At 67.6% G+C, this 23,253-nt stretch carries 22 protein-coding genes; 4 read left to right on the top strand and 18 right to left on the bottom strand.

Annotation, left to right across the window (positions count from 1 at the left end; translation table 11 throughout):
• Positions 1–36: 36 nt before the first annotated feature.
• From alc to uraD, 17 genes are all read right to left on the bottom strand, one after another.
• Positions 37–1,053 (bottom strand): allantoicase, encoded by a 1,017-nt coding sequence (gene alc / locus KV110_RS18245; protein WP_218477493.1) that lies wholly within the window; start codon positions 1,051–1,053, stop codon positions 37–39.
• On the bottom strand, positions 1,046–2,371 hold the full coding sequence (gene allB / locus KV110_RS18240) for an allantoinase AllB (protein ID WP_218477490.1): 1,326 nt from the start codon (positions 2,369–2,371) through the stop codon (positions 1,046–1,048). Before allB ends, alc begins: the two co-directional genes overlap by 8 nt.
• Positions 2,364–3,545 (bottom strand): glycerate kinase, encoded by a 1,182-nt coding sequence (locus tag KV110_RS18235; protein ID WP_218477487.1) that lies wholly within the window; start codon positions 3,543–3,545, stop codon positions 2,364–2,366. The genes allB and KV110_RS18235 overlap by 8 nt, the downstream gene beginning before the upstream one ends.
• Complete coding sequence (gene gcl / locus KV110_RS18230; RefSeq protein WP_218477485.1) at positions 3,542–5,347, bottom strand: glyoxylate carboligase; 1,806 nt, start codon at positions 5,345–5,347, stop codon at positions 3,542–3,544. The genes KV110_RS18235 and gcl overlap by 4 nt, the downstream gene beginning before the upstream one ends.
• Before the next feature lie 2 nt (positions 5,348–5,349).
• Positions 5,350–5,493: a hypothetical protein gene (locus KV110_RS18225; protein ID WP_218477483.1), complete on the bottom strand. Its 144-nt coding sequence runs from the start codon at positions 5,491–5,493 to the stop codon at positions 5,350–5,352.
• Between the two features lie 11 nt (positions 5,494–5,504).
• Positions 5,505–6,380 (bottom strand): NAD(P)-dependent oxidoreductase, encoded by an 876-nt coding sequence (locus KV110_RS18220; protein ID WP_218477481.1) that lies wholly within the window; start codon positions 6,378–6,380, stop codon positions 5,505–5,507.
• A complete protein-coding gene (locus KV110_RS18215) occupies positions 6,377–7,177 on the bottom strand; it encodes a hydroxypyruvate isomerase family protein (protein WP_218477479.1) in 801 nt (266 codons plus the stop codon). Before KV110_RS18215 ends, KV110_RS18220 begins: the two co-directional genes overlap by 4 nt.
• A complete protein-coding gene (locus KV110_RS18210) occupies positions 7,174–7,554 on the bottom strand; it encodes an allophanate hydrolase-related protein (RefSeq protein ID WP_218477478.1) in 381 nt (126 codons plus the stop codon). Before KV110_RS18210 ends, KV110_RS18215 begins: the two co-directional genes overlap by 4 nt.
• A gap of 129 nt (positions 7,555–7,683) precedes the next feature.
• Entirely contained in the window at positions 7,684–8,751 is a 1,068-nt protein-coding gene (locus KV110_RS18205) for an XdhC family protein (RefSeq protein WP_218477476.1), read from the bottom strand.
• A gap of 17 nt (positions 8,752–8,768) precedes the next feature.
• Positions 8,769–10,211 (bottom strand): NCS2 family permease, encoded by a 1,443-nt coding sequence (locus KV110_RS18200; protein WP_218477474.1) that lies wholly within the window; start codon positions 10,209–10,211, stop codon positions 8,769–8,771.
• Positions 10,212–10,328: 117 nt separating this feature from the next.
• Positions 10,329–12,662, bottom strand: coding sequence for a xanthine dehydrogenase family protein molybdopterin-binding subunit (locus tag KV110_RS18195; RefSeq protein ID WP_246634617.1), 2,334 nt, complete (start codon positions 12,660–12,662; stop codon positions 10,329–10,331).
• Positions 12,659–14,056, bottom strand: coding sequence for an 8-oxoguanine deaminase (locus tag KV110_RS18190; RefSeq protein ID WP_218478582.1), 1,398 nt, complete (start codon positions 14,054–14,056; stop codon positions 12,659–12,661). Before KV110_RS18190 ends, KV110_RS18195 begins: the two co-directional genes overlap by 4 nt.
• Before the next feature lie 2 nt (positions 14,057–14,058).
• Entirely contained in the window at positions 14,059–14,529 is a 471-nt protein-coding gene (locus KV110_RS18185) for a (2Fe-2S)-binding protein (RefSeq protein WP_218477472.1), read from the bottom strand.
• Complete coding sequence (locus KV110_RS18180) at positions 14,529–15,398, bottom strand: FAD binding domain-containing protein (protein ID WP_218477471.1); 870 nt, start codon at positions 15,396–15,398, stop codon at positions 14,529–14,531. The genes KV110_RS18185 and KV110_RS18180 overlap by 1 nt, the downstream gene beginning before the upstream one ends.
• A 2-nt stretch (positions 15,399–15,400) precedes the next feature.
• Positions 15,401–16,276, bottom strand: coding sequence for a factor-independent urate hydroxylase (pucL, locus tag KV110_RS18175; RefSeq protein ID WP_218477470.1), 876 nt, complete (start codon positions 16,274–16,276; stop codon positions 15,401–15,403).
• A 3-nt stretch (positions 16,277–16,279) separates the two neighbouring features.
• Entirely contained in the window at positions 16,280–16,579 is a 300-nt protein-coding gene (uraH, locus tag KV110_RS18170) for a hydroxyisourate hydrolase (protein WP_218477469.1), read from the bottom strand.
• The gene (uraD, locus tag KV110_RS18165) at positions 16,576–17,088 is read right to left on the bottom strand and encodes a 2-oxo-4-hydroxy-4-carboxy-5-ureidoimidazoline decarboxylase (protein ID WP_218477468.1); all 513 of its coding nucleotides are present in this window, start codon (positions 17,086–17,088) and stop codon (positions 16,576–16,578) included. The genes uraH and uraD overlap by 4 nt, the downstream gene beginning before the upstream one ends.
• A 162-nt stretch (positions 17,089–17,250) precedes the next feature.
• Between uraD and KV110_RS18160 the strand changes: the two genes are divergently transcribed.
• Positions 17,251–18,756 (top strand): PucR family transcriptional regulator, encoded by a 1,506-nt coding sequence (locus KV110_RS18160; protein ID WP_246634616.1) that lies wholly within the window; start codon positions 17,251–17,253, stop codon positions 18,754–18,756.
• Positions 18,757–18,790: 34 nt separating this feature from the next.
• Here the strand turns inward: KV110_RS18160 and KV110_RS18155 are convergent, their stop codons facing one another.
• Positions 18,791–19,330 (bottom strand): MarR family winged helix-turn-helix transcriptional regulator, encoded by a 540-nt coding sequence (locus KV110_RS18155; RefSeq protein ID WP_218477467.1) that lies wholly within the window; start codon positions 19,328–19,330, stop codon positions 18,791–18,793.
• A gap of 73 nt (positions 19,331–19,403) precedes the next feature.
• Here KV110_RS18155 and KV110_RS18150 point away from each other — a divergent pair, with 73 nt between their 5' ends.
• The 3 genes from KV110_RS18150 to KV110_RS18140 all read left to right on the top strand — a co-directional run bounded on the left by KV110_RS18150 (position 19,404) and on the right by KV110_RS18140 (position 23,198).
• The gene (locus KV110_RS18150) at positions 19,404–20,123 is read left to right on the top strand and encodes an SDR family NAD(P)-dependent oxidoreductase (protein WP_218477466.1); all 720 of its coding nucleotides are present in this window, start codon (positions 19,404–19,406) and stop codon (positions 20,121–20,123) included.
• A gap of 134 nt (positions 20,124–20,257) precedes the next feature.
• Entirely contained in the window at positions 20,258–21,190 is a 933-nt protein-coding gene (locus KV110_RS18145; RefSeq protein WP_218477465.1) for a family 2A encapsulin nanocompartment shell protein, read from the top strand.
• Entirely contained in the window at positions 21,162–23,198 is a 2,037-nt protein-coding gene (locus KV110_RS18140; RefSeq protein WP_246634615.1) for a family 2A encapsulin nanocompartment cargo protein cysteine desulfurase, read from the top strand. The genes KV110_RS18145 and KV110_RS18140 overlap by 29 nt, the downstream gene beginning before the upstream one ends.
• The last annotated feature ends 55 nt before the right edge of the window (positions 23,199–23,253 follow it).

Genomic DNA, 23,253 nt, shown 5'->3' with positions numbered 1-23,253 from the left:
GGCCGAGCACAGACTTCCCACCACTGGTAAAAGGTCCTATAGCCAGCGCGAGTTCAGGTCGCGCTCGGCTGCGGGGGTTAGGGTGCCGAGGAGGCGGAGGCGGGCTATGCCGCCGTCGGGGTAGATGTCGACGCGGATGTGGGTGGCGGGGCGGGCGGTGGGGGTTAGGCGGAAGCGGTGGGGGGTGTCGGGTTGCAGGGTTGTTCGGGGCAGGAGCTCGAACCAGTCGGGGGCGTCGGTGGGCGGGAGGGGTTCTGGGCCTTGGTGATCGATGGCCAGGAGGCGGGTTTCGCCGGGGGCGTTGAAGAGCAGGTTGGTGGTGTCGAGTTCGATCAGGGCGGGGACGCCTTGGGCGGCGAGTTGGATGACGGCCCAGTCGTTTCCGTTGTCACGGCGGCGGGCGGTTTCCCAGCCTTCGGCTTGGTTGCGGGCGAGACCAGGGGCGAGCATGTTGTCGGGGGCGGAGTAGAACATGTTGGAGCAGGCGACGGTTCGCGCACCGTTCTCGAGCGCGGCCAGGTCGACGGTGAGACCGGTGAGCAGGGTCGGGTCCGGTACTACCTCGCCATGCACGCGGAGCCGGGCGACACCGCCGTCGGGGTAGATGTTCAGGCGTACGTGGGTGAAGATGCGGTCGTCGGAGACGGGGAGCTCGTGTTTCGCGTCGCCGCCGAGGGCGCTGCGCGGCACGATCTCCACCCAATCGGCCGAATCCAGTTGGGCCGGTGACGGATAGCCGGGAGCGCGGCAGGCTTCGACCGAGGTGAAGGGCGGATAATTGCCCTTGAACCAGGCCGTGTCGATGACGACGCCGCGGATCACGCCGGGCATGCCGAGCCGGACAATGGCCCAGTCGTGGCCGGGACCGCGATGGCGGCGGGTTTCCCAGCCGTCGTACTCCTGCCCCTTGGGGCCGAAGGTGTGCGCCGCGAAGCGGGGTTCCCAAGGGTTGATGAGGTTTTCGCGTTCTTCGAACGATTCGTCGCTCGCGGCGATCACGCCCGCGCGGTTGGTGCGCAGCGCTAGATCGGGCAGGCTGGTGAAGTCAGACATGGTTTCCTTGTCGGTTGTGCCGCACGGAGATGAGGCTGCCCGCGGGCGGGTGGCCGTTGCCGACGACCCGGCCGCGCAGCCAGGTGGCGTGGACCAGACCGCGGAGTTCACGCCCGCCATAGGGCGTGATCGGATTCTTGTGGGCCAGCGCGCCGGGATCGACGGTGATCGGCGCCCACGGATCGAAGGCGACCAGGTCCGCATCGCAGCCGATCGCGATCCGGCCCTTGTTCGGCAACCCGGCCAGCTCGGCGGGCGCGGCGGCCATCCACCGGACGACATCGGTCAGCCGGAACCCGCGCTCGGCGGCGGCGGTCCACACGGCGGGCAACCCGATCTGCAGCGATGAGATACCACCCCAGGCGGTCGCGAAATCGCCCTCTTTCAAGTCGGGCGTGCACGGCGAATGATCGGAGACCACGCACGACAGCACGCCGTCGGCCAGGCCCTGCCACAGCGCGTCCTGATTGCCCGCGTCGCGAATCGGCGGGCAGCACTTGAATGCCGTGGACGACGCTTCGGCGGCCGAGAGGGTCAGATAGTGTGGGCAGGTCTCCGCGGTGATCCGCACGCCACGCGCCTGCGCCTCGGCCAGCGGTCCGAGACAGGCCGCCGCCGAGACATGCAGGATGTGCGCACGCACGCCGGTAGCTTCGGCGAGCGCGATAACCTCTTGCACCGCAGCCTTTTCCGCCTCCCCCGGGCGCGAATCGAGGAACGCGCGATAGGACCCGTCGACCGGATCGTGCAGCCGCACCGGATCTTCGGCATGTACGACGAGCAGTCCGTCGAACGCCGCGAGCTCGCGCATCACCGCCTCCACCTCGCCGAGCCCGAGCGGCGGAAATTCCTCCACCCCGGACGGCGAGAGGAAGCATTTGAAGCCGACCACACCCGCCTCGCGCAACGGTCGCAGCGACGCCAGATTGCCCGGAATCGCACCACCCCAGAAGGCGACATCCACGTAGCACTGCCCATCCGCAACAGACCGCTTGGTCTCCAAATGCGGCACGGTGACCGTCGGCGGCAGCGAGTTGAGCGGCATGTCGACGATCGTCGTCACCCCGCCGGCCGCGGCCGCCTTGGTCGCCGTGGCGAAACCCTCCCACTCGGTCCGCCCCGGCTCGTTGACGTGCACGTGCGAATCCACCAGGCCGGGCAGCACGACCAGGTCCGCGAGGTCGGTGGTCGCCGCCGCGGGCAGCACGGCCTCGTAGTCGGCCAGCGCGGCAATCTTGCCGTCCCGCACGGCAATCGAAGCCGCGCGAATTCCATCCGGCAGAGCGACCCGCCGGGACCGGATGACCAGATCATGCATGAGCGCTCGCTCCCAGCCAGGCCCCGGCGATCTCACCGGACAGCCGTTCCAACAGGGGTCCGGCGTTCGCGATGCACACCTCGGGGTCCGGTTCGAGGTCGGTCAGCGCGTACGCCTGCTCGATGTGCGCGCGGCGCAGCTGCTCGCCGGTGAGCGAGCGCTGCCCCGCCACCGCCACGACCGGCACGGTAGCGCCTGCCGCGGCCCGCGCGACCCCGACCGGCGCTTTGCCGTGCAGGGTCTGCGGATCGAGGGAGCCTTCGCCGGTGATCACCAGCCGCGCCCCCTCGATCTGCTCGGCGAAGGACATCAGTTCGAGGATGATCTCGATGCCGGGCCGCACGGTCGCGCCGAGGAAGGCGAGCGCGGCGTAGCCGACCCCGCCCGCGGCACCGGCGCCGGGCCGTTCGGCGACCTCGGCGCCGAGGTCGCGTTCGACGATCGAGGCCAAACGTGCGAGGCCCCATTCCAATTCGTCGATATCGCCCGGGCGGGCCCCCTTCTGCGGCCCGTAGACCTGCGCGGCGCCGCGCGGGCCGAGCAGCGGGTTGTCGACGTCGGAGGCGACGATCACCGGCACCTGCAGCATGTCACTGGCGTCGATGCGGGCCAACCGGCTCAACGCCGCACCACCCGGCGCCAGCTCGCGATCGTGCTCGTCGAGGAAGCGGACCCCGAGCGCGGACATCATGCCCACTCCCCCGTCCGTGCACGCACTACCGCCGAGACCGAGCACCACCCGCCGGGCGCCGCGGGTGGCCGCCGCCCGGATCAGCTCGCCGGTGCCGTAACTGGTTGCGGTCATGGCGGTTTGGAATGTCGGCCGAATCGGCAGCCGACGCAGGCCGGACGCTTCCGCGAGCTCGATCACGGCCGCTTCGCCCCGCATCGCGAACGAGGCCGCCACCGGCAATCCCAGTGGACCGGTGACGCTCGTCTGGAAGCGGACGAAGCCCGACTCCACCACCGCGTCGACGGTGCCGTCGCCGCCGTCGGCCACCGGCATGGTGACGACGGGGACGTCCGGGCGGACCCGGCGGAGTCCGGCCGCGATATGCGCGGCGACCTGAGGCGCGGTCAGCGACCCCTTGAACTTGTCGGGGGCGACGACGCAGTGTCCGTCACGCCACCCGCCGCGCAGTTCGCTCGAGAACGGAGCGTCCGGCCCGCTCACCTGCCGCCTCCTACCGGTTCCGGCTCCGGTTCGATGGCGACGGTGGCGGTCGGCGCGTCCGCTGCGGACAGCGCCAGCTCTTCGAATTCGACGATGTTGTCGATCTCCAGGCCCATGGACACATTGGTCACCCGCTCGAGGATGCATTCGACGACCACCGGTACCCGGTGTTCGACGATCATCTTCTTCGCATCTTCCAGCGCCTGACCGATGCGGTCCGGTTCGAAGACGCGAATCGCCTTGCAGCCCAGCCCCTCCGCGACCTTGACGTGGTCGACACCGTAGCCGCCGACCTCGGGGCTGTTGATGTTGTCGAAGTCGAGCTGCACGTAGTAGTCCATGGCGAAGTTGCGCTGCGCCTGACGGATCAGGCCCAGGTACGAGTTGTTCACCAGCACATGGATATACGGGATGTTGAATTGCGCGCCGACGGCCAATTCCTCGATGAGGAACTGGAAGTCGTAGTCACCGGACAGCGCGACCACCGTCGAATCCGGGTCCGCGGTCGCGACGCCGAGTGCGGCGGGCAGCGTCCAGCCGAGCGGTCCGGCCTGGCCCGCGTTGATCCAGTGCCGCGGCCGATAGACGTGCAGCAGCTGCGACGCCTGGATCTGGGAGAGGCCGATAGTGGAGACGTAGCGGACGTCGGGTCCGAACGCGCGGTTCATCTCCTCGTAGACCCGCTGCGGCTTGATCGGCACGTTGTCGAAGTGGGTCTTGCGCTGGCCGAGCTGCTTTCGCGCCCGCACCTGCGCGGCCCAGGCGCTGCGGTCGGGCAGCTCACCCGCCGCGGCGAGTTCGCGGGCGACCTCGAGGAAGACCGCCAGCGCCGCACCGGCATCGGAGGTGATGCCGAAGTCCGGCGCGAACACCCGGCCGATCTGCGTCGGCTCGATGTCGACGTGCACGAAAGTGCGGTCCCTGGTGTAGGTTTCGATGCCGCCGGTGTGCCGGTTGGCCCACCGGTTGCCGATGCCGAGCACGAAGTCGGCCTCGAGCATGGTGGCGTTGCCGTAGCGGTGCGAGGTCTGCAGGCCGACCATGCCCGCGTGCAGCTGGTGGTCGTCGGGGATGGTGCCCCAGCCCATCAGCGTCGGCACCACCGGAACCCCGGTCAGCTCGGCGAATTCGACGAGCAGGCCCGCGGCATCGGCATTGACGATGCCGCCACCGGCGACCAGCAGCGGCCGCTCGGCCGCGTTCAGCATCGCGATGGCCTTCTCCGCCTGCGCCCTGGTCGCGGCGGGGCGGGGCACCGTCAGCGGCTCGTATGTCTCGATGTCGAACTCGATTTCGGCGAGTTGCACATCGATCGGCAAGTCGATCAGAACCGGGCCCGGCCGACCCTCACGCATCAGCCGGAACGCCTTCTGAAAGGTGCCTGGCACCTGGGCGGGTTCGAGGACGGTGACCGCCCACTTGCTCACCGGCGCGGCGATCGAGGCGATGTCGACGGCCTGGAAGTCCTCCTTGTGCAGCTTCGCCACCGGCGCTTGACCGGTGATGCACAGGATCGGAATGGAGTCCGCGCTCGCCGAATACAAGCCGGTGATCATGTCGGTTCCGGCGGGACCCGACGTACCGATGCAGACACCGATATTGCCCGCGATGGCGCGGGTATAGCCCTCGGCCATGTGCGAGGCGGCCTCGACGTGACGAGCGAGCACATGCTTGATGCCGCCGTGCGCCTTCATCGCGCTGTAGAAGGGGTTGATCGCGGCGCCGGGTAGGCCGAACGCCTGTGTCGCCCCTTCCTTTTCGAGAATCAGGACCGCGGCGTCGACGGTACGCATCCGTGCCATGGTCAGCTCTCCTTGTTCTGGCGTCCGCTGCGGGATTGCATCGAATGCAGGCCAGTACCGTCGGCCGGTTTGTCGGTGCGCACCCAGCCGTCGGGCAGGCCGAGGGCGCATTTCTCGTGTCGGGCAAGCGATTGCGCCATGGGCATGGCGGGCATCCTCATGCCTCGCCCCGGCCCGACAGTGCCTCGGCGACCAGCAGCAGGCCGGAGTGGTCCAGCGAGCCGTAGCCCATGGCCCGGCCCGCGGCGATCAGTTGCGCGGTGAGCGCGCCCATCGGGATGGCCACCTCGGCCTCGCGGGCGGCCTGCAAGATGATGCCCATGTCCTTGTGGTGCAGGTCGATCCGGAAGCCGGGCACGAAGTTGCGGGCCAGCATGGTCTCCCGCTTGAGTTCGAGGATCTTGCTGCCCGCGAGCCCGCCGGCCAGCACGTCCAGACCCTTCGCCGCGTCCGCGCCAAGGTTCTCCATCAGCAGGATCGCCTCGGCGACAAGGGCGTAGGTGCCGCCGACGACGAGTTGGTTGGCCGCCTTGACGCATTGGCCCGCGCCGCTACCGCCGACCAAGGCGAAAGTCTTACCGACCGTCTCGAAGATCGGCGTCGCGGCCGCGAAATCGGCCTCGGACCCGCCGACCATGATCGACAGGGCCGCGTTCACCGCCCCGGTCTCCCCGCCGCTGACCGGGGCGTCCAGCACCCGGAGGCCGTTCTTCTTGCCCTGCTCAGCGGTCCACTTCGCGGTCTTCGGCGTGATCGTCGAGAAGTCGATGTACAGCGTGCCCGGCACCGTGTGCTCCACGATGTCGGGGAAGACCTGCTCGATCTGCTCGTCCTGCGGCAGCATCGTGATGACGATATCTTTGTCGCGCACCACCTCCGCGACGCTGGCGGCAGTCGAACCGCCGTCGGCCTTCAGTTTGTCCAGCCCCTTGGGACCGATGTCGTAGCCGGTCACGTCGTGTCCGGCCTTGACCAGGTGACCCGCCATCGGGCTACCCATGATCCCCAGGCCGATAAATCCGATGCGACTCATTTGATCCACTTCCAATCCAGCTCGGGGTCTTTGTATTCGAGGCCGATCCAGCCGTCGTAGCCTGCGGCGGTGAGGGTTTCGAAGAGCGTCGCGAAGTCGAGGTCGCCGGTGCCGGGACGGCCGCGGCCCGGATCGTCGGCGATCTGCACGTGGCCGATGTGCCGCGCGTAGGTCTTGATCACCTGGATCAGGTTCTCGTCCATCCGGGCAAGGTGGTAGAGGTCGCAGAGGAAGCGCACGTTCGGCTCGCCGGTCTGCTCGATCACCCGGATGGCGTGCTCGGCGCTGACGATCGGGTAGTGCGGCGACTCATGCGCATTCAATGCTTCGACCAGCACCACGGCACCGATCCTGGCGGCGGCGTTGGCGGCGAGCCGCAGGTTCTCCAGCGCGAGCTCGTCCTGCTTCGCCGGGTCCTCCCCCGCGATGCGGTTGCCGTAGAGGGCATTCAGCGCGCGGCAGCCGGTGCGCTCGGCGATGCCGACGGCCACCTCGATATTGTCCCGGAACCTCGTCGCCTCGCCGGGCACGGAGACCAGGCCGCGGCCGACCGGAATCAGATCGATGAAATTCAGTCCGATCAATTCCACACCGGCGTCGTCGATCGCCCGCACGAACGCGTCGATATCTTTGTCTGCCGGAGTGGGATCTTCGCCGAAGGGCCACCAGAATTCGACGGCGTCGAAACCGGCTGCCTTGGCGGCGGCGGGACGTTCCAGCAGTGGTAGATCGGTGAAGAGAATCGAACAATTGACGTCGAATTTCGGGAGACCGGACTCCCCTGCGTAATGCTTCATTCAGCTCCTTCGCGATATTTCTTCCAGCTGCCGATACGCGTGATGTCGATCAGCTCCGGGTACGACGTGGGGGGTCGGCGCAGGACCATCGACAGCACCGAGCGGCCGTCATCCAGCTCGATCGCGCCGAGCTCCAGTTCGGGCGGCTCGGCGGGCAGCAGGTGCTCGCGCAGCACGTCGAGCGGCACGTCGAACAGCTCGCCGGTGATCGAGTGGCCGCCGTCGGGCGACGGTTCGAGGCCGGGAAAGCGGTCGCCGACCGAGAAGAATCGGTATCGCGGGGCGGTTTTCGCTTCACCGGCGAACGGCGCGCCGTTCAACAGATGATTGAGCGGCCCTCCGCGCATGGCGGAACCGTTCAGAAAGATCAACGGCATTATCGGGTCCTTTTGTGTCGAATTTCACCAATTATGCAGGGATTACGCGGTAGCGGGATAGATGAGATCAACCCAAAGCTGATAGATCATTCCGAAGTCGATTTCGTATGATGCTCCAGCCGATACTTGTCACCAGCTCGGAATCAAGTCCCGATGAATCGGTCCGTCGCTCGTGTTGAGCGGGCGCGTCGAGCCGCCACGCCGGACGGCGACGATCTCCGCGGCAATGGCCACCGCGGTCTCCTCGGCGGTTCGGCCGCCCAGGTCGAGGCCGATGGGCGAATGCAGCGCGGCCAGTTCGGCTTCCGAGAGTCCGGTGGCGCGCAGGAGGGCCATCCGTTCCTCGTGGGTGCGTCGGGACCCCATCGCACCCACGTATGCCACCGGTAGCCGTAATGCCTTCTCCAGCAAGGGGATATCGAACTTCGCGTCATGGGTCAGCACGCACAGCACGGTCCGGGAGTCGACCGTGGTGCGGGACAGGTAGCGGTCAGGCCAGTCGATGACGATCTCATGAGCGTCCGGGAATCGCGCTCTGGTGGCGAACACGGGCCTGGCGTCGCAGACGGTGACGTGATAGCCGAGGAACCGGCCGATCCGTGTCACGGCGGCCGCGAAATCTATTGCGCCGAAAACGATCATGCGTGGCGGCGGTACATAGGATTCCACGAAGATCGTGATCTCCCGGTCGCCGCAGCCGACGACGCGTAGCCCGGTCGTGCCCGCATCGAGCATCGCCCTGGCCTCCGCCACCACCACCGGATCGAAGGTCGAGCCGAGCGACCACCAGGGACCCAATGCCATTGCGGCACCGGTATTCATGTCACGAACCAGGGCCACCGGCTCGGCCGACCGCAGCAGCGCCTCGATCGTGTCGTACTCGTCGGACGTGATCGGCTGGATGAACACCTCGATCTTGCCCCCACACGTCAAGCCGACAGCGAAGGCATCGTCGTCGCTGTACCCGAAGGTTTCGCGGATCGGCTGCCCGGTGCGCAGCGCCTCGCGGCAGAGCTCGTACACCGCGCCCTCGACGCAGCCACCGGAAATGCTGCCGATGACAACACCTTCGGCGTCCACCGCGAGGGCGGCGCCCGGTGGCCGCGGCGCACTGCCGCTGACACCGATGACGGTCGCGACGGCGTAGGACTTGCCCGCCCGATGCCATGGCAAAAGTTCTGCCGCGAGGTCACGCATTGTTCTGATCCGCCGTTCTATCCGCCGAGCAGTAGTTCGATGGCCGAGATGCCGAAGTAGCCGGCGAAGACCACGGCGACAATCCAGATCAGCCAGTGGATTTCGCGGAACTTCCCGCGCGCGGCCTTGATCACCACGTAGGAGATGACGCCGGCACCGACACCGTTGGTGATCGAGTAGGTGAACGGCATCAGCACGATGGTCAGGAAGGCCGGGACCGCCACTTCCAGGTCGGCCCAGTCGATCTTGCGGGCCTGGGTCATCATCAGCGCACCAACCAGGACGAGCGCCGGTGCGGCCGCCTGGATCGGCACCACGGCCGCGAGTGGGGTGAACAGCACTGCGAGACAGAACAATCCACCGGTCACGATACTGGTCAGGCCGGTACGTGCGCCCTCACCGACGCCCGTCGCCGACTCGACATAGACCGTATTGCCCGCGCCGCCGCTGACGCCGCCGATGATCTGCGCGACACCGTCGATGGTCAGCACCTTGCCGAGACCCGGCATGGTGCCGCGCTCATCGAGCAGTCCCGCCTCGTCACACACCCCGAACACGGTGCCCATGGCATCGAAGAAGCCGGTGAGTACCAGGGTGAACAGCACGACGCCCGCGACCAGCCCGCCTGCCCTGGCGAAACCGCCGAGCAGGTCGATATCCAGCAGCAACCCGAAGTCCGGCGCGGCGAAGAAACCCTTCGGCGTCTCCGGAACCACCGGACCCCACGTCTTCGGATCGATCTTCGCCAGCGAGTTGACCACGATGGCGAGCACCGTGGCGATGGCGATGCTGATCAGGATCGCACCGGGCACCTTGCGGATGAACAGCGCCAGCATGAGCAGCAGTCCGACGGCGAAGACCACTACGGGCCAACCGGATAGGTGACCAGCCACCCCCAGAGTGACCGGCGGTCCGGTCTGCGAGCCGTGGCCCACCACCCCGGCGGACACCAGACCGATCATTGCGATGAACATGCCGATGCCGACGCCGATGGCGTTCTTGAGCGACAGCGGGATGGCATTGATGATCATCGTGCGCAGGCCGGTCGCGGCCAGCACCACGATGACGGCGCCCATCAGCACCACCAGGCCCATCGTCTGCGGCCAGGTCATATGCGGGGCCGCCTGGAAGGCGACCACCGGGACCACGCCGAGACCGGCGGCCAAGGCGAGCGGAACATTGCCGACGAGACCCATCAGGATGGTGCTGAGCCCGGCCGAGAACGCGGTCGCGGTGGTGAGTTGCGCGATGCTCAGGGTATTGCCGTCGACATCCTGCACCCCGCCGATGATCAGCGGGACGAGCAGGATAACGTAGGCCATCGCTACGAAAGTGGTGATGCCGCCGCGGATCTCGCGGGAGACGGTGGTCTTGCGTTCACTCAGCCGGAAATATCGGTCGAGCGGGGATTTTCCGGTGACCGGCTCCGGGACGGAGGAGTGGGTCTGGACTTGGGTCATGGCGTGCCCTCCTCGGGGCATAGCCGACCTACGATCCGGCCGCAGCGGCCGGACCGCGTGGTTCGGTTCTGCGTTGTGGGGTCTGTACTGCGAAGCGATACAGTCTGCCCCTGTTGATCAACTGCTCCGGATGATGTCTTCCGGACGCACCGGCACTCGGTTGATGTGCACGGTTCCCCCCGCGGATCGGCATGCGTCCCGAATGGCCGAGACGATCGCGGGAGTCGAGGAGAGCGTGGGTGGCTCTCCGGCGCCGCGCAGCCCGTATGGGGCGTGCGGGTCGGCGTTTTCCAGAATCTCCAGCCGCTGTGGCGGCATGTCGAGAATGGTGGGGATCAGATAGTCGGTGAAGGACGGGTTCAGCACCTTTCCGTCGCGGACTTGAATTTCCTCCATGACCGCGAGGCCGAGGCCCTGGGCGGAGCCACCGTGGATCTGGCCCTCCAGCGATAAGCGGTTCATGATCTTGCCGACATCTTGGACGGCGTCCAGGGCGACGACCTTGACCAGGCCGAGTTCGGTGTCGACATCCACCACGGCCCGGTGCACGCACAGGGCGAGCTGGGTGTGGCTGTCGCCCTGGCCCGTCACCGGATCCATGCCCGTGGTCGGCTTGTGGTGGTATTCCCGTGTCTCCTCGATGATTTCGTCACCGAGCAGGTCGACCAGCGAGACGTATACCTCGCCCGTGTGGGACACCACCTTGCCGCCGACCAGCGCAAGACCGCGGGTCGCGCCGAAACGCCCCTGGGCGAGGGCGAGTACGCGCATCCGCACCGCCTCGCACGCCGCCTTCACCGCGCCGCCGGTCATGTAGGTCTGCCGGGAGGCGGACGAGGAACCGGAGCTGCCGACCTGGTTGTCGGCCGGGTGAATGGTGACCCGCTCGATGCCGAGCTCGGTGCGCGCGATCTGCGCCTCGACGGTGACCAGCCCTTGGCCGACCTCGGCCGCGGCGGTGTGCACCAGCGCGACCGGTTCGCCGCCGATCACTTCCAGCCGCACCCGCGCCGTCGAGTAGTCGTCGAAACCCTCGGAGAAGCAGATGTTCTTGATGCCGACGCCGTAGCCGACGCCACGCACGACGCCCTCGCCGTGGGTGGTCTGCGAGGCGCCGCCGGGCAGGTTCCGGATGTCGGAGGCATCCAGCGGTGCGGGCAGCGGCATGTCGCGCGCTTGACCCAGCATCTCGGCCATCGGCATCGGTGCGTGCACGACCTGCCCGGTCGCGATCTTGGAACCCTGGCTCACGGCGTTGATCTGCCGCACGTGCACCGGGTCGAGCCCGACCGCCTCGGCGATCTTGTCCATCATCGACTCGTGCGCGAAACAGGCCTGCACGGCACCGAATCCGCGCATCGCGCCACAGGGCGGGTTGTTCGTGTAGACGCCGTACGCATCGATCTCGAGATTCGGAATCTCGTACGGGCCCACCGCGAGCGAGGCAGCGTTGCCGGTGACATTGTTCGTGGCGGAGGTGTAGGCACCGCCGTCCAGCACGATCCGGACCCTGGCGAAAACGATCTTCCCGGCCCGGGTGACGCCGTACTCGTAGCGCATCTGCGCGGGGTGCCGGTGCACGTGCCCGAAGAAGGATTCCTCGCGGTTGTACATCATCTTGACCGGCTTACCGGTGTAGAGCGCCAGCATGCCCGCGTGGATCTGCATCGACAGGTCCTCGCGGCCACCGAACGCGCCGCCGACACCGGCCAGCGTCATCCGCATCTTGTCTTCCGGCAAGCCGAGACAGGGGCCGATCTGCGTCAGGTCCCAGTGCATCCACTGGGTGGCGACGTAGAAGTCGAGCCCGCCGTCCTCGCCGGGCACGACCAGGCCGGACTCCGGGCCGAGGAACGCCTGGTCCTGGATGCCGACCTCATAGTCCTCGGCCACCACCACATCGGCCAGCGCCCGGCCGACCTCCATATCGCCGACGCGGACCGGCTGATACCGGGTGATGCCGCCGCGTTCCTGCACCTTGTGCCGTTCCGGGTCGGCGACCACGGCGAGCGGGTCGGTGATCGGCTCCAGCACCTCCCACTCGATCACAATGGCTTCCATTGCGCGCCTGGCGATCTCGGGATGATCGGCGGCGACCAGGGCGATCGGCTCACCGTGGTGGCGGACCTCGTCGATGGCGAGTACCGGCTGATCCCAGGTGTGGTCGAGCCCGTACACCTTGCGGCCGGGCACGTCCTCGTGGGTGAGCACGGCGTGCACGCCGGGCAGTTTCAGCGCTGGGCCGATATCGAGCCGGACGATGCGGGCACGCGGATGCGGGCTGCGCAGCGTGGCGCCCCAGAGCATGCCGTCCATCCACAGGTCCGAGGAGTAGGCGAATTCGCCCTTCACCTTGAGGGTGCCGTCGGGCCGCAGCGGGCTCTCGCCGACGCCACCCTTACCGGGCGCGGCGACCTCACCGGGGAAACCGGTGGTTCGAGTCGAGGTCATCGAGATTCCTCCTGTAGCAGGCGGTTCCGCGCGGCCGCACCGGCCCGGCCGACCGCGTCGTGCGAGACGGTGCGCAGCTCGTCGTTCTCCACGACGGTGCGGCCACCGACCAGCAGCCGGGCCAGCGGTGGCGTCGGCCCGAAGACCAAGGCGCACACCGGATCCTGGACCGCGGCCCGGAAGCCGTCGACCCGCCAGACGGCGATATCGGCGAGCTTGCCGGGTTCCAGGCTGCCGATCTCCAACTGGCGGCCCAGGTTCCGAGCGCCGCCCAGGGTGCCGACCTCCAGGGCCTGGCGTGCGGTCAGCGCGGTCGGGCCGTGCACCGCGCGCTGGAACAGCATGGTCTGGCGCAATTCACCGGCCAGCGAGGTCAATTCGCTGGAGGCCGCGCCATCCACCCCGAGGCCCACCGGTGCACCGGCCGCAAGCAGGTCGGTGATCCGGGCGATGCCCGCGCCGAGCCGGGCGTTGGAGCTCGGGCAATGCGCCATGCCCGTGCCGGTCTCGGCGAAGCGGCGGATATCGGCGTCGTGCAGGTGCACGGCGTGCGCGAACCACACGTCGTCGCCGAGCCAGCCCAGCTTCTCCATGTATTCGACCGGGGTGCAACCCATCTGCTCGCGGCAGTGCTCTTCCTCGTCGAGCGTCTCGGCGAGATGGGTATGCAGTCGAACGCCCTTGCTGCGCGCCAACGAAGCCGCGTCGATCATCAGGCCCTCGCTCACCGAGAACGGCGAGCACGGCGCGACGGCGACCCGGAGCATCGAGTCGAACGACGGATCGTGGTATTTGTCGATGATCTCCGAGGTGTTCCGCAGGATCGCGTCCCGATCCTCCACCACCTCGTCCGGCGGCAGGCCACCGTCGGACTGGCCGCGGTCCATCGAGCCGCGGCACGGGTGGAATCGGATGCCGAGCTCGTGCGCCGCACGGACTTCGGCGTCGAACAGATCGCCGCGACCCTGCGGGAAGATGTAGTGGTGATCGCTGCTGGTGGTGCAGCCGGTCAGCGCCATCCAGCCCAACCCGGCCGAGGCCGCGCCGTAGACGACTTCGGCGTCCATCCGCGCCCAGGTCCGGTAAAGCCCGGTCAGCCACTCGAACAGCGTCGAGTCCTGGAACAGGCCCTGGGACGCCCACTGGTAGAGGTGGTGGTGGGTGTTGATCAGGCCAGGAGTGACCAGACAGCCGGTGCCGTCGATGCGTTGCGCGTCCGGCACGGCGGGCGCCGGTCCGGCGCCGAGGGATTCGATCCTGCCGTCGGCGATCACGAGGTGACCCGAGGCGATTTCCGGACCGACTACCGGTGCGATGTAGGCGTTTTCGATAACGACCTTCGGCCCACCCGTCGCCCGGCCGCCGCCCCTGATCGAATCGCTACGCGATGCCATGGTCATTCTGCCGCCTTCCGCTGGGCCGCGAGCCGCACGGCATCGAGGATCTTCTCGTATCCGGTGCAGCGGCAGAGGTTTCCGGCCAGCGCTTCGCGGATCTCCACATCCGAGGGATCGGGGTTGTGCTCGATCAGGTCGTGCGCCTGCACGATGAGACCAGGTGTACAGAAACCGCATTGGACCGCACCCGCCTCGACGAACGCCTGCTGCATCGGATCGAGCTTCGCGCCCTGCGTAAGGCCCTCCACCGTGCGCACCGAGCGGCCCTCGGCCTGACCGGCCGCGACCAGGCAGGAACATACCGGCGTGCCGTCCAAATAGACTGTGCACGAGCCGCATTCGCCTTGCTCGCAGGCGTTCTTGGAGCCGGGCAGGCCCATCCGCTCGCGCAGCATGTAGAGCAGGCTCTCGCCCTCCCACACATCGTCGACGGTCTCCCGCGAGCCGTTCACGTCGAAGGTCACCCGCATCAGGCTGCCTTCCTTTCTGTCAGGTAGTCCGTCCACGCCCAGCTCAGGGTGCGGCGAGCCAACACCGACAGGGCGTGTTTGCGGTAGTCCGCGGTGCCGCGGACGTCATCGATGGGTGCCGCCGCGGCCGATACCAGCGCGCCGAACTCGCGCAGCACCGGCTCGGTGAGCGGGGCGGGATCCTGCCAAGGCAGTTGCGCGGCAAGGAATTCCTCGGCTGGCCTGGCCCGCAACGGTGTCGGGCCCGCGGAGCCGATGCCGGTGCGCGCCGTCCCGGCATCGGGATACAGCGCGACGGCGAACGAGCAGACCGCGATCACCATGGCATTGCGGGTACCGACCTTCGAGAAGTATTGCGGCCCCGCGGCCGGAGCCAGCCAGATCGCGCGGATCAGCTCGTCCGGTTCGAGGGCGTTCTTCTTCACCCAGACGTAGAAGTCGTCGATCGGGATCATCCGGCTGCCGCGGGCGGCCGATTCGACCTCGATCACCGCATCACCCGCGAGCAGCGCGGGGTGGGTATCGCCGGCCGGGGAGGCGGCGCCGAGATTGCCGCCGACGGTGCCGCGATTGCGGATCTGCGGCGAGCCGACGGTGCGCGAGGCCTGGGCCAGACCCGGCAGCCGGTCGCCGAGCCGGTTGATGATCCGGACGTACGGAACTCCCGCGCCGATGCGCAGCTTGCCGTCGATTTCCTGGTACTCGAACAACTCCCGGCAGGGGTTGAGGTCGAGCAGGGCGCTCGGGCGGCCCTTGTCGAAATTGAGCTCGACCATCATATCGGTGCCGCCCTGGATGGGGGTGGCGTCCGGTCGGCTCGCCTTGATGTCGAGGGCGTCCGCCCAACTGGTGGGTCGCAAGAAGTCCATCGTCACTCCCACGCCGGTCCGGCCGCGGGCGCGTCCTCGCGCAGCACGGTGCCTTCGATCAGGCCGTAGGGGCGATCGGCGGCGTAGAACACCTCGTTGTCGTTCGCCAGTCCGAAGGCGGACAGGTCGACGACGAAGTGGTGCTTGTTGGGCAGCGACAGCCGGACCTCGCCGATCTCCGGACAGGCGGCCAGTACTCGCTCGCCCATCGCGTACAGCGTCTGCTGCAGCGAGTAGCTGTAGGTCTCGGCGAACGCCTCCAGCAGGGCGCGCCTGGCTTCGCGGTAGGTCTTGTCCCAGTCGCTCGGCTCGCCGGTGTAGCGCCACTCCGCGTTGACCTCGGTGGCCAGGACGCGGTCGTAGGCTTCCTGCAGCGTCGTGTACTTGTCCTTGATGTAGCCGTGGAACTCCGAACCCGTCGAGTTCAACACCACCAGACCCTGCAAACCCGCGACGACCCAAGTCTTTTCGCCGTCGTAATGTATCCGTGCGGTGCGAATTTCCTGACCGGAACGCACGAACGAATGCTGCTCGTTGCTCGCGCCGAGAACAATCCGCTCCCAGGCGTATTCCTCGACGCTGACCCGCGCGTGGTGAATGGACGGCTGCGATCCGACGAAATGTTCGGCCAGCAGCACACCGAACGCCTCGGGCGAGGAGATGCCGTGCTCCTTGGCGAACGCGAAGACAGTGTTCTTCTGCGTGTCGGTCGGCAGCACCGCGGCGTTGTCGCCGGTGAGGTGGACCTCATCCATGTCGCCGGACAGTGCGACACCCACATTGAGATCCCGGATCTCGTGCACACCACCGTTTTTCGACACACTGACGACATGGGTCTCCGCTTTGCCATATCGGTTCGGTCCGAGCTTGATCGACATTGTTCAGCTACCTCGATAGGTGGAGTAGGAATACGGACTGAGCAGCAGCGGCACGTGGTAGTGCGCGGCCGGGTCGGCGACGGTGAAGTCGATGGCGACCGAGGGGTAGAACGGGCTGATCTCGCCGGTGTCGAAAGTCAGCCGGTGCGTTCCGGTTTCGGGGGCGGGCAGGTCTTTGACGCGGCCGTCGTCGTCGGTGTGCCGCTCGGCGAGCACGGTGCCGTCGGCGCGGGAGAGCTGGACCCGCAGTCCGGCGGCGGGGCGCCCGGTCACCGCGTTCAGCACGTGGGTGGACAGACTCACGTGTCCCCCAGCAGCTTTCGCACGCGCAGGCGGGTGATGTCGGCGAGTTCGCTCTGCACCTTGATGCGCTCGTCGAGCACCGAATGCGCGAGGCGCTTACGCAATTCGCTGAGGATCTCCTCGGCGCTGCGACCGGTGGCCCGGATCAGGAAGACGTGACCGAAACGGTCCTCGTAGGCCTGGTTGCCCGCGGCGAGCTCGGCCAGCACGGCGGCATCGGCGGTCGCGGCCGCGGACTGTTCGCCGCGTGACCACGTCGCCTCGCGTTCGGACAATTCCGCCTTGGCACGATCGCCGATGCGCGGATGCGCCGACAGCGCCTCCTCGACATCCGGCCAACTCAGCTCGCATACCGCGGCAACGGCCGCGGCGGTGGCGCTCGCGGCGTCGGGGTAAGGCCGTGATGCCGCCACCTTCTGCGCCCACTGGCGGGACGCGCAGCAGGTCAGCAATTCCTGCACGGCCGCCTCCGGTGGCAACGAGTTGAGCCATCCGATGTCGCCTGCCATCTGACCTCCTGTCGGGGTTCGCCAATCTGTCCCGCAAGTACACCCGCCGGGCAAGACCGCAGCTAGAAACGAGAAATCTGAACTGTGCGCCAGTTCACACCGAACTCTTTGTGTGAATGTCCAAGGGCGTTCACCGGGGGGCCGACTGTTAGCCTTCGCAACGTGCGCCTTCGATCACTGTTGACCATGGCGGACCTGGGGCTCGAGCTCGTCACCGGCGAGGAAGAGCTGGACCGGTTCGTTCGCTGGGTTGTGACAACGGACATGCTCGATCCGGGCCGCTACCTCTCCGGCGGGGAACTCGTACTCACCGGTATGCAGTGGCGGCACGACCCCGCCGACAGTGAGGTGTTCGTCCGGGCACTGGCCCAGGCCGGTGTCGCGGGGCTGGCAGCGGGCGACGCACGGTACGGCGGTGCGCCACCGGATGTCGTAGAGGCGTGCCGGAAGCATCGGATTCCGCTGTTCCGGGTGCCGGAAGATGTCGCGTTCGCGGCGGTCACCGAGCAGATCACCCGCAATCTGTCCACCGGACGGGCGGCGGATCTGACCGCGATCCTGGATCGGCATCGCCAGCTCGTCTCCGGTGCCGGGCTCGGTTCGGTGCTGGAGCTGATCGAACGCGATCTCGGCATGCGCTGCTGGGTGATGTCGTCTACCGGGCGGGCGGTGGCCGGGCCGGCCGCGCCGCCGCCGGTCGAGGTAACCACCGCGTTTCTCAGCGCCCGTCGCCTGCCGTCCGCGTTTCCGCACGAGAGCGGACGATTCTCGCTGTTCGCGGTGGACGAGCACCGCACCTCTCGGGCCGCCGACTGGTTCCTGGTCTTCGAGGGCGATTACACCGAATGGCCCGAGGAGCGGCGCGCGCTGGCCGGTGAACTCGCCGCGGTCGTCTCGCTGGAACGCGCACGCCAGGACGACCGGCAGAGCGCCGAGGGGCGACTCGCCCAGGAACTCATCGAACTGATCGTCTCCGACGGCAAACCGACCGAGATCATCTCGCGCCTTGAACTCACCGGCCTCGGGCCCGCGGAAACCTATATCGCCGTCGCGGCCGCCGCCGACGACACCTTGCGCCCCGGCGAATTACGCGTGCTGCTGCGCGAAATCCTTTACGGCAGAAGGCCCGCCGCCGGTGTGGTGGACGACGAGGCGATCGCCCTGATTCCGGCCGGGCCGGACACGCCGGTCATCGACGAAATCAACCGGGCGGTAACCGCTTTGGAGCCGGGTCTGCGCGGGAGCCGCCTTTCGGTCGGCGTCAGCGGCGTAGTCGACGGCGAGGGGTTGCGCGGCGCCGTCGAAGAGGCGCGCTACGCCCGCCGCATGGCCGCGGGCCGACTACAACCCGCGAGCGTCGTCGGCCACGACGAACTCGCCACCCACATGCTGTTGCTCGCCTCCGTCCCCGACGAGGTCCGCCGCATGTTCCGCCTGCGCCTGCTCGACCCGCTCACCACCTACGACCAGGACAACCGCGCCGACCTGGTGCACACCCTGGAGACCTTCCTCGAGGTCTCCGGCTCCTGGACCAAATGCGCCGACCTCCTGCACGTGCACGTCAACACCTTGCGCTACCGCATCCAGCGCATCGAGGAGCTCACCGCCCGAGACCTCTCCCGCCTCGAAGACCGCGTCGACTTCTTCCTCGCCCTCGCCCTGCGCTGAGCTTTCCGATTCCCGCCCAACAGCTTTCGGGCATTCAGATATCCGCGGAACCTACCTGCGTGATCTTGCGGATGTCGAGGCGCGACATCAGGTCCTGATGCAGGATTCTGAGCAGGTCGGTGAGGTTTCGCTGCTGCTCGGCGGTGAGGCCGGAGAGTAGTTCTGCCTCACGGCCGAGCACGTGGTCGACCAGGCGCTCGACCAAGGCGTGGCCAGATGGCGTGAGGGAGACGGCCACGCCGCGCGAACCGTCGCCCATGGGTGTGCGGGTGACCAGGTCGTCCGCTTCGGCGCGCGCTACCCGCTGGGAGATGGCGCCGGCGGTGAGCATGGTTTGGTCTTTGAGCTCTCGCGTGGTCAACCGGTAAGGCGGGCCGCTGCGGCGAAGGACGCTGAGCAGGTCGAGGGTGGCGGTGTCGACGCCCTCGGTGGCGAGCACCCGGCGGCGGTCGTCGCCGAATGTCTTGGCGAGCTGCCAGATTCGCGTTACGACGCCGATGGCGTCGACGGGGGTGCCGGGCCGCTCGCGGCGCCAGGCCAGCGCGATCGCGTCGACGGGGTCGTTGTTGTCCATGCCACTCCCGGTTGCGTTTAGGTCTAAACGACGTATACGTTTAGGTCTAAACCTACACGAGAAGGAGAGCGACATGGGACGGAACATCGTGGTAACCGGTGGCGCGACCGGGATCGGCCGAGCCATCGCGAGCACTTTCGCGGCCGGGGGCGACACGGTCGTGATCACCGGCCGCCGAGCCGAGCAACTGCGCACAACGGCAGCGGAACTCGGCATCACGGCGCACACGTGTGACGCGACCGATCCGGCACAGATCGAGGCGCTCCTCGACCAACTCCCCCAGGACATCGACGTCCTGGTCAACAATGCCGGTAGCAATACCGACATCGGCCGGGAGGCGCCGACCGACCTGGCGAGTCTGGCCGCCGCCTGGCGGGCCAACCTGGACGCCAACTTGATCAGCGCGGTACTGATGACCTCGGCACTGCGCGACCGGCTGACCAGCGGAGGGTCCGTGGTGCACATCGGTTCGATCGCCGCAGACAAGGGCGGGACCGCCTACGCGGCGGCCAAGGCCGGTCTCGCCTCGTGGAACGCGCAGCTGTCCGCGGAGTTGGGGCCACACGGCATCACCGCGAATGTCGTCGCACCCGGCTATATCGCCGCCACCGAGTTCTTCCACGACTCGTTGACGGACGAGCGGCGCGACGCACTCATCGCCGCCACGCACACCCGCCGCCCCGGCGTGCCCGAGGATGTGGCCGCGGCGGTCCACTACCTCGCCTCCCCCGGCGCCCGTCAGGTGACCGGTCAGGTGCTGGCGGTCAACGGCGGAGAACACACCACCCGATAATCGCCACGGGACTGCGGTCATCGACGCGGCACGCGGAACAAGGCGGACAATAGGCGCGATCCGGGCAAGCCGAGGGGCAGGGGCTAGCATGATCGAGCTGGTAACGGTGGATTTGCCGATCCCGAGGTGGTTCGATGACGAAAGCTGTTCCACAGCCGGTTGCGCTGGGCGATGAAGCTGCCCGGACCCTGGCGAATGCTACGAAGACCGTTCCGCAGATGGAGTCGATCACCCCACGGTGGTTGGTCCATCTGCTCAACTGGGTTCCCGTCGAGGCCGGAATTTACCGGCGTAACCGGGTAACTCACGAACAAACCGTCGATATTCAGTGCGACAACTTCGACGAGTCTCCGCTGCCGGAGACGTTCATCGACTACGAACGAGACCCGCGGGAGTACCGACTCAAGGCCGTGCACACCATTCTCGATGTGCACACCCGCGTCTCGGATCTGTATTCGAGCCCGCACGATCAGATAGCTCAACAGTTGCGGTTGACCATTGAGGCGATCAAGGAGCACCAAGAGGGCGAGCTGATCAACAGCCCCGACTATGGGCTCATCACCAATGCCGCCAAGAAGCAACGGCTCTCCACGATCGCCGGGCCGCCCACGCCGGACGACCTGGACAATCTGATCACCCGGGTCTGGAAGGAGCCGGGCTTCTTCCTCACCCACCCGCAGGGCATCGCGGCATTCGGCCGGGAATGCACCCGACGCGGTGTGCCACCGCCGACGGTGAGCATGTTCGGGTCGCAGTTCCTGACCTGGCGTGGGATTCCCATCATTCCGTCGGACAAAGTTCCGGTGGAGCGCGGGAAGACCAAATTCCTGCTGATCCGGACCGGTGAAGCCCGGCAGGGTGTGGTCGGTTTGTACCAGCCGGGGCTGGCCGGTGAACAGGGACCGGGGCTTTCGGTCAAGTTCATGGGTATTGATCGCAGCGCGATCGCGTCGTATCTGGTGTCGCTGTACTGCTCGCTGGCGATCCTGGTCGATGACGCGGTGGCGGTACTCGACGGAGCCGAGGTGGGCAAGTTCCATGACTACGCACCGACCTACCGGGGCTGACATCCCGCGGCCGGCGAACGAGGGCGGCGCCGAGTGGATGCTGCCGGACGAGGCGACGCTGAATCGCCTTGCCGGTGCGTTCTTCTCGGCGCTGCCGTCGGGGTCGACGGGTCTGCCCGCCGCACCGGTAGGGGTGAGTGTGGCGCAGCCGGATCTGCCGACTTCGCCGCCGAATGTGCCGGTGCCGTCGCCGGTGCCCGCGGTCACCTCGGCGGGTGCACCGGGGTTTTCCGGTGCCACCCATCCCGGTCTGCATCCGCAGCAGCCGTCTGCGGCAGCGCCCGGCACACAGGGGCTTTCGGGCACCAATCCGCCCGGCGGCCGTGTGCCGCAGCCGTCGGTCCCGGCATCGTCAGGCGCGCAAGGGCTTGCGGGAGCCGCACCGGTCAGTGCTCGCACGCCGACATCTGCTGCGTCAGGAACGCAAGGGTCTTCGAGGACTACTCCGGCCAGCGTCCACGTTCCGGGGCGTTCCTCGGCATCGTCAGGTGCGCAGGGCGATTCGGACACCACGCCGCCAGGCGGACGGACGCCCGAGCCGTCGGTCCCGGGCTGGGGACGCGACGTGCCGATGGCCGACGCGGCGGGCCTGCCCGCGCACCCGCCGGTCAGTACCGCGGGGGTACACACCGACCCGTTCTTGACAGCGCTTCCGTCATTGCGCGAAGTGCTGTCGCCGCAACGCTTTCCCGACGCCGCGCCCCAGCAGGCGGCCGCGGCGCCGAGCTTCTACTTCCTGGAATCACCCGGTAGCGCCGCGCCCAGTCAACTGCCCGACGCGCACCCGCCGTTCGACGTGTACACGGTGCGCAAGGACTTCCCGATTCTGCGAGAACAGGTGAACGGGCATCCGCTGGTGTGGTTCGACAACGCCGCGACGACGCAGAAGCCTCGATCGGTGATCGAGCGCATCGCGCACTTCTATGAGCACGAGAACTCAAATATCCACCGGGCGGCACACGAATTGGCGGCGCGGTCCACCGATGCCTACGAGCAGGCCCGTGCCATCGTGGCCCGATTCATCGGCGCGTCGTCGACGGAGGAGATCATTTTCGTCCGCGGCGCCACCGAGGGCATCAACCTGATCGCGCAGACCTGGGGCCGCAAGAATATTCACGCCGGTGACGAGATCATCATCTCGCACCTCGAGCACCACGCGAACATCGTGCCCTGGCAGCTGCTTGCCGCCGAGACGGGCGCTCAGCTGAAGGTGATCCCGGTCGACGACACCGGCGAGCTGATGCTGGGCGAATACACCAGGCTGCTCTCCGACCGGACGAAACTCGTCTCGGTGGCCCATGTTTCGAACGCGCTTGGCACCATTACGCCGGTGCGCGAGATCGTCGCCGAGGCACAGCGGGCCGGTGCGGTGACGATCGTGGACGGCGCCCAATCGGTGCCGCACACCAGCATCGACGTGCGCTCGATCGGTGCCGACTTCTTCGTGTTCTCCGGCCACAAGTTGTTCGGCCCCACCGGAATCGGCGTGGTCTACGGAAAATCCGAGATACTGCAAGATGTTCCGCCCTGGCAGGGCGGCGGCAACATGATCAGCGATGTCACCCTGGAGCGTTCGCTGTTCCAGCCGCCACCGGGCCGGTTCGAAGCGGGCACCGGCAATATCGCCGACGCGGTCGGCCTCGGCACCGCGATCGAATACGTCGAACGCATCGGCATGGACGCGATTGCGCGCTACGAGCACGAACTGCTCGAATACGCGACCCCCCGTGTTGCCGCGGTGCGTGGTGTCCGGCTGGTGGGCACCGCCGCCGACAAAGCGAGCGTGCTCTCCTTCGTCATGGCGGGCTGCGAGCCGATCGACATCGGAAAGGCATTGAACGAGAAGGGCATCGCGGTCCGCGCCGGTCACCACTGCGCCCAGCCGATCCTGCGTCGCCTCGGCCTGGAAGCAACGGTGCGCCCATCCTTTGCCTTCTACAACACCTTCGACGAGATCGACCGCATGGTCGCCATCCTCGAACAGATCGCAGTCCGCTCGCCCCGATGACCGCGCTCCCGTTCATTCCAGGCAGGCCGCACACCCGTTGTGACAGCCGCACATC

This window comes from Nocardia iowensis, assembly GCF_019222765.1.
In the GTDB taxonomy this organism is placed as follows: domain Bacteria; phylum Actinomycetota; class Actinomycetes; order Mycobacteriales; family Mycobacteriaceae; genus Nocardia; species Nocardia iowensis.
This window is presented reverse-complemented; position numbering and strand designations above follow the sequence as displayed.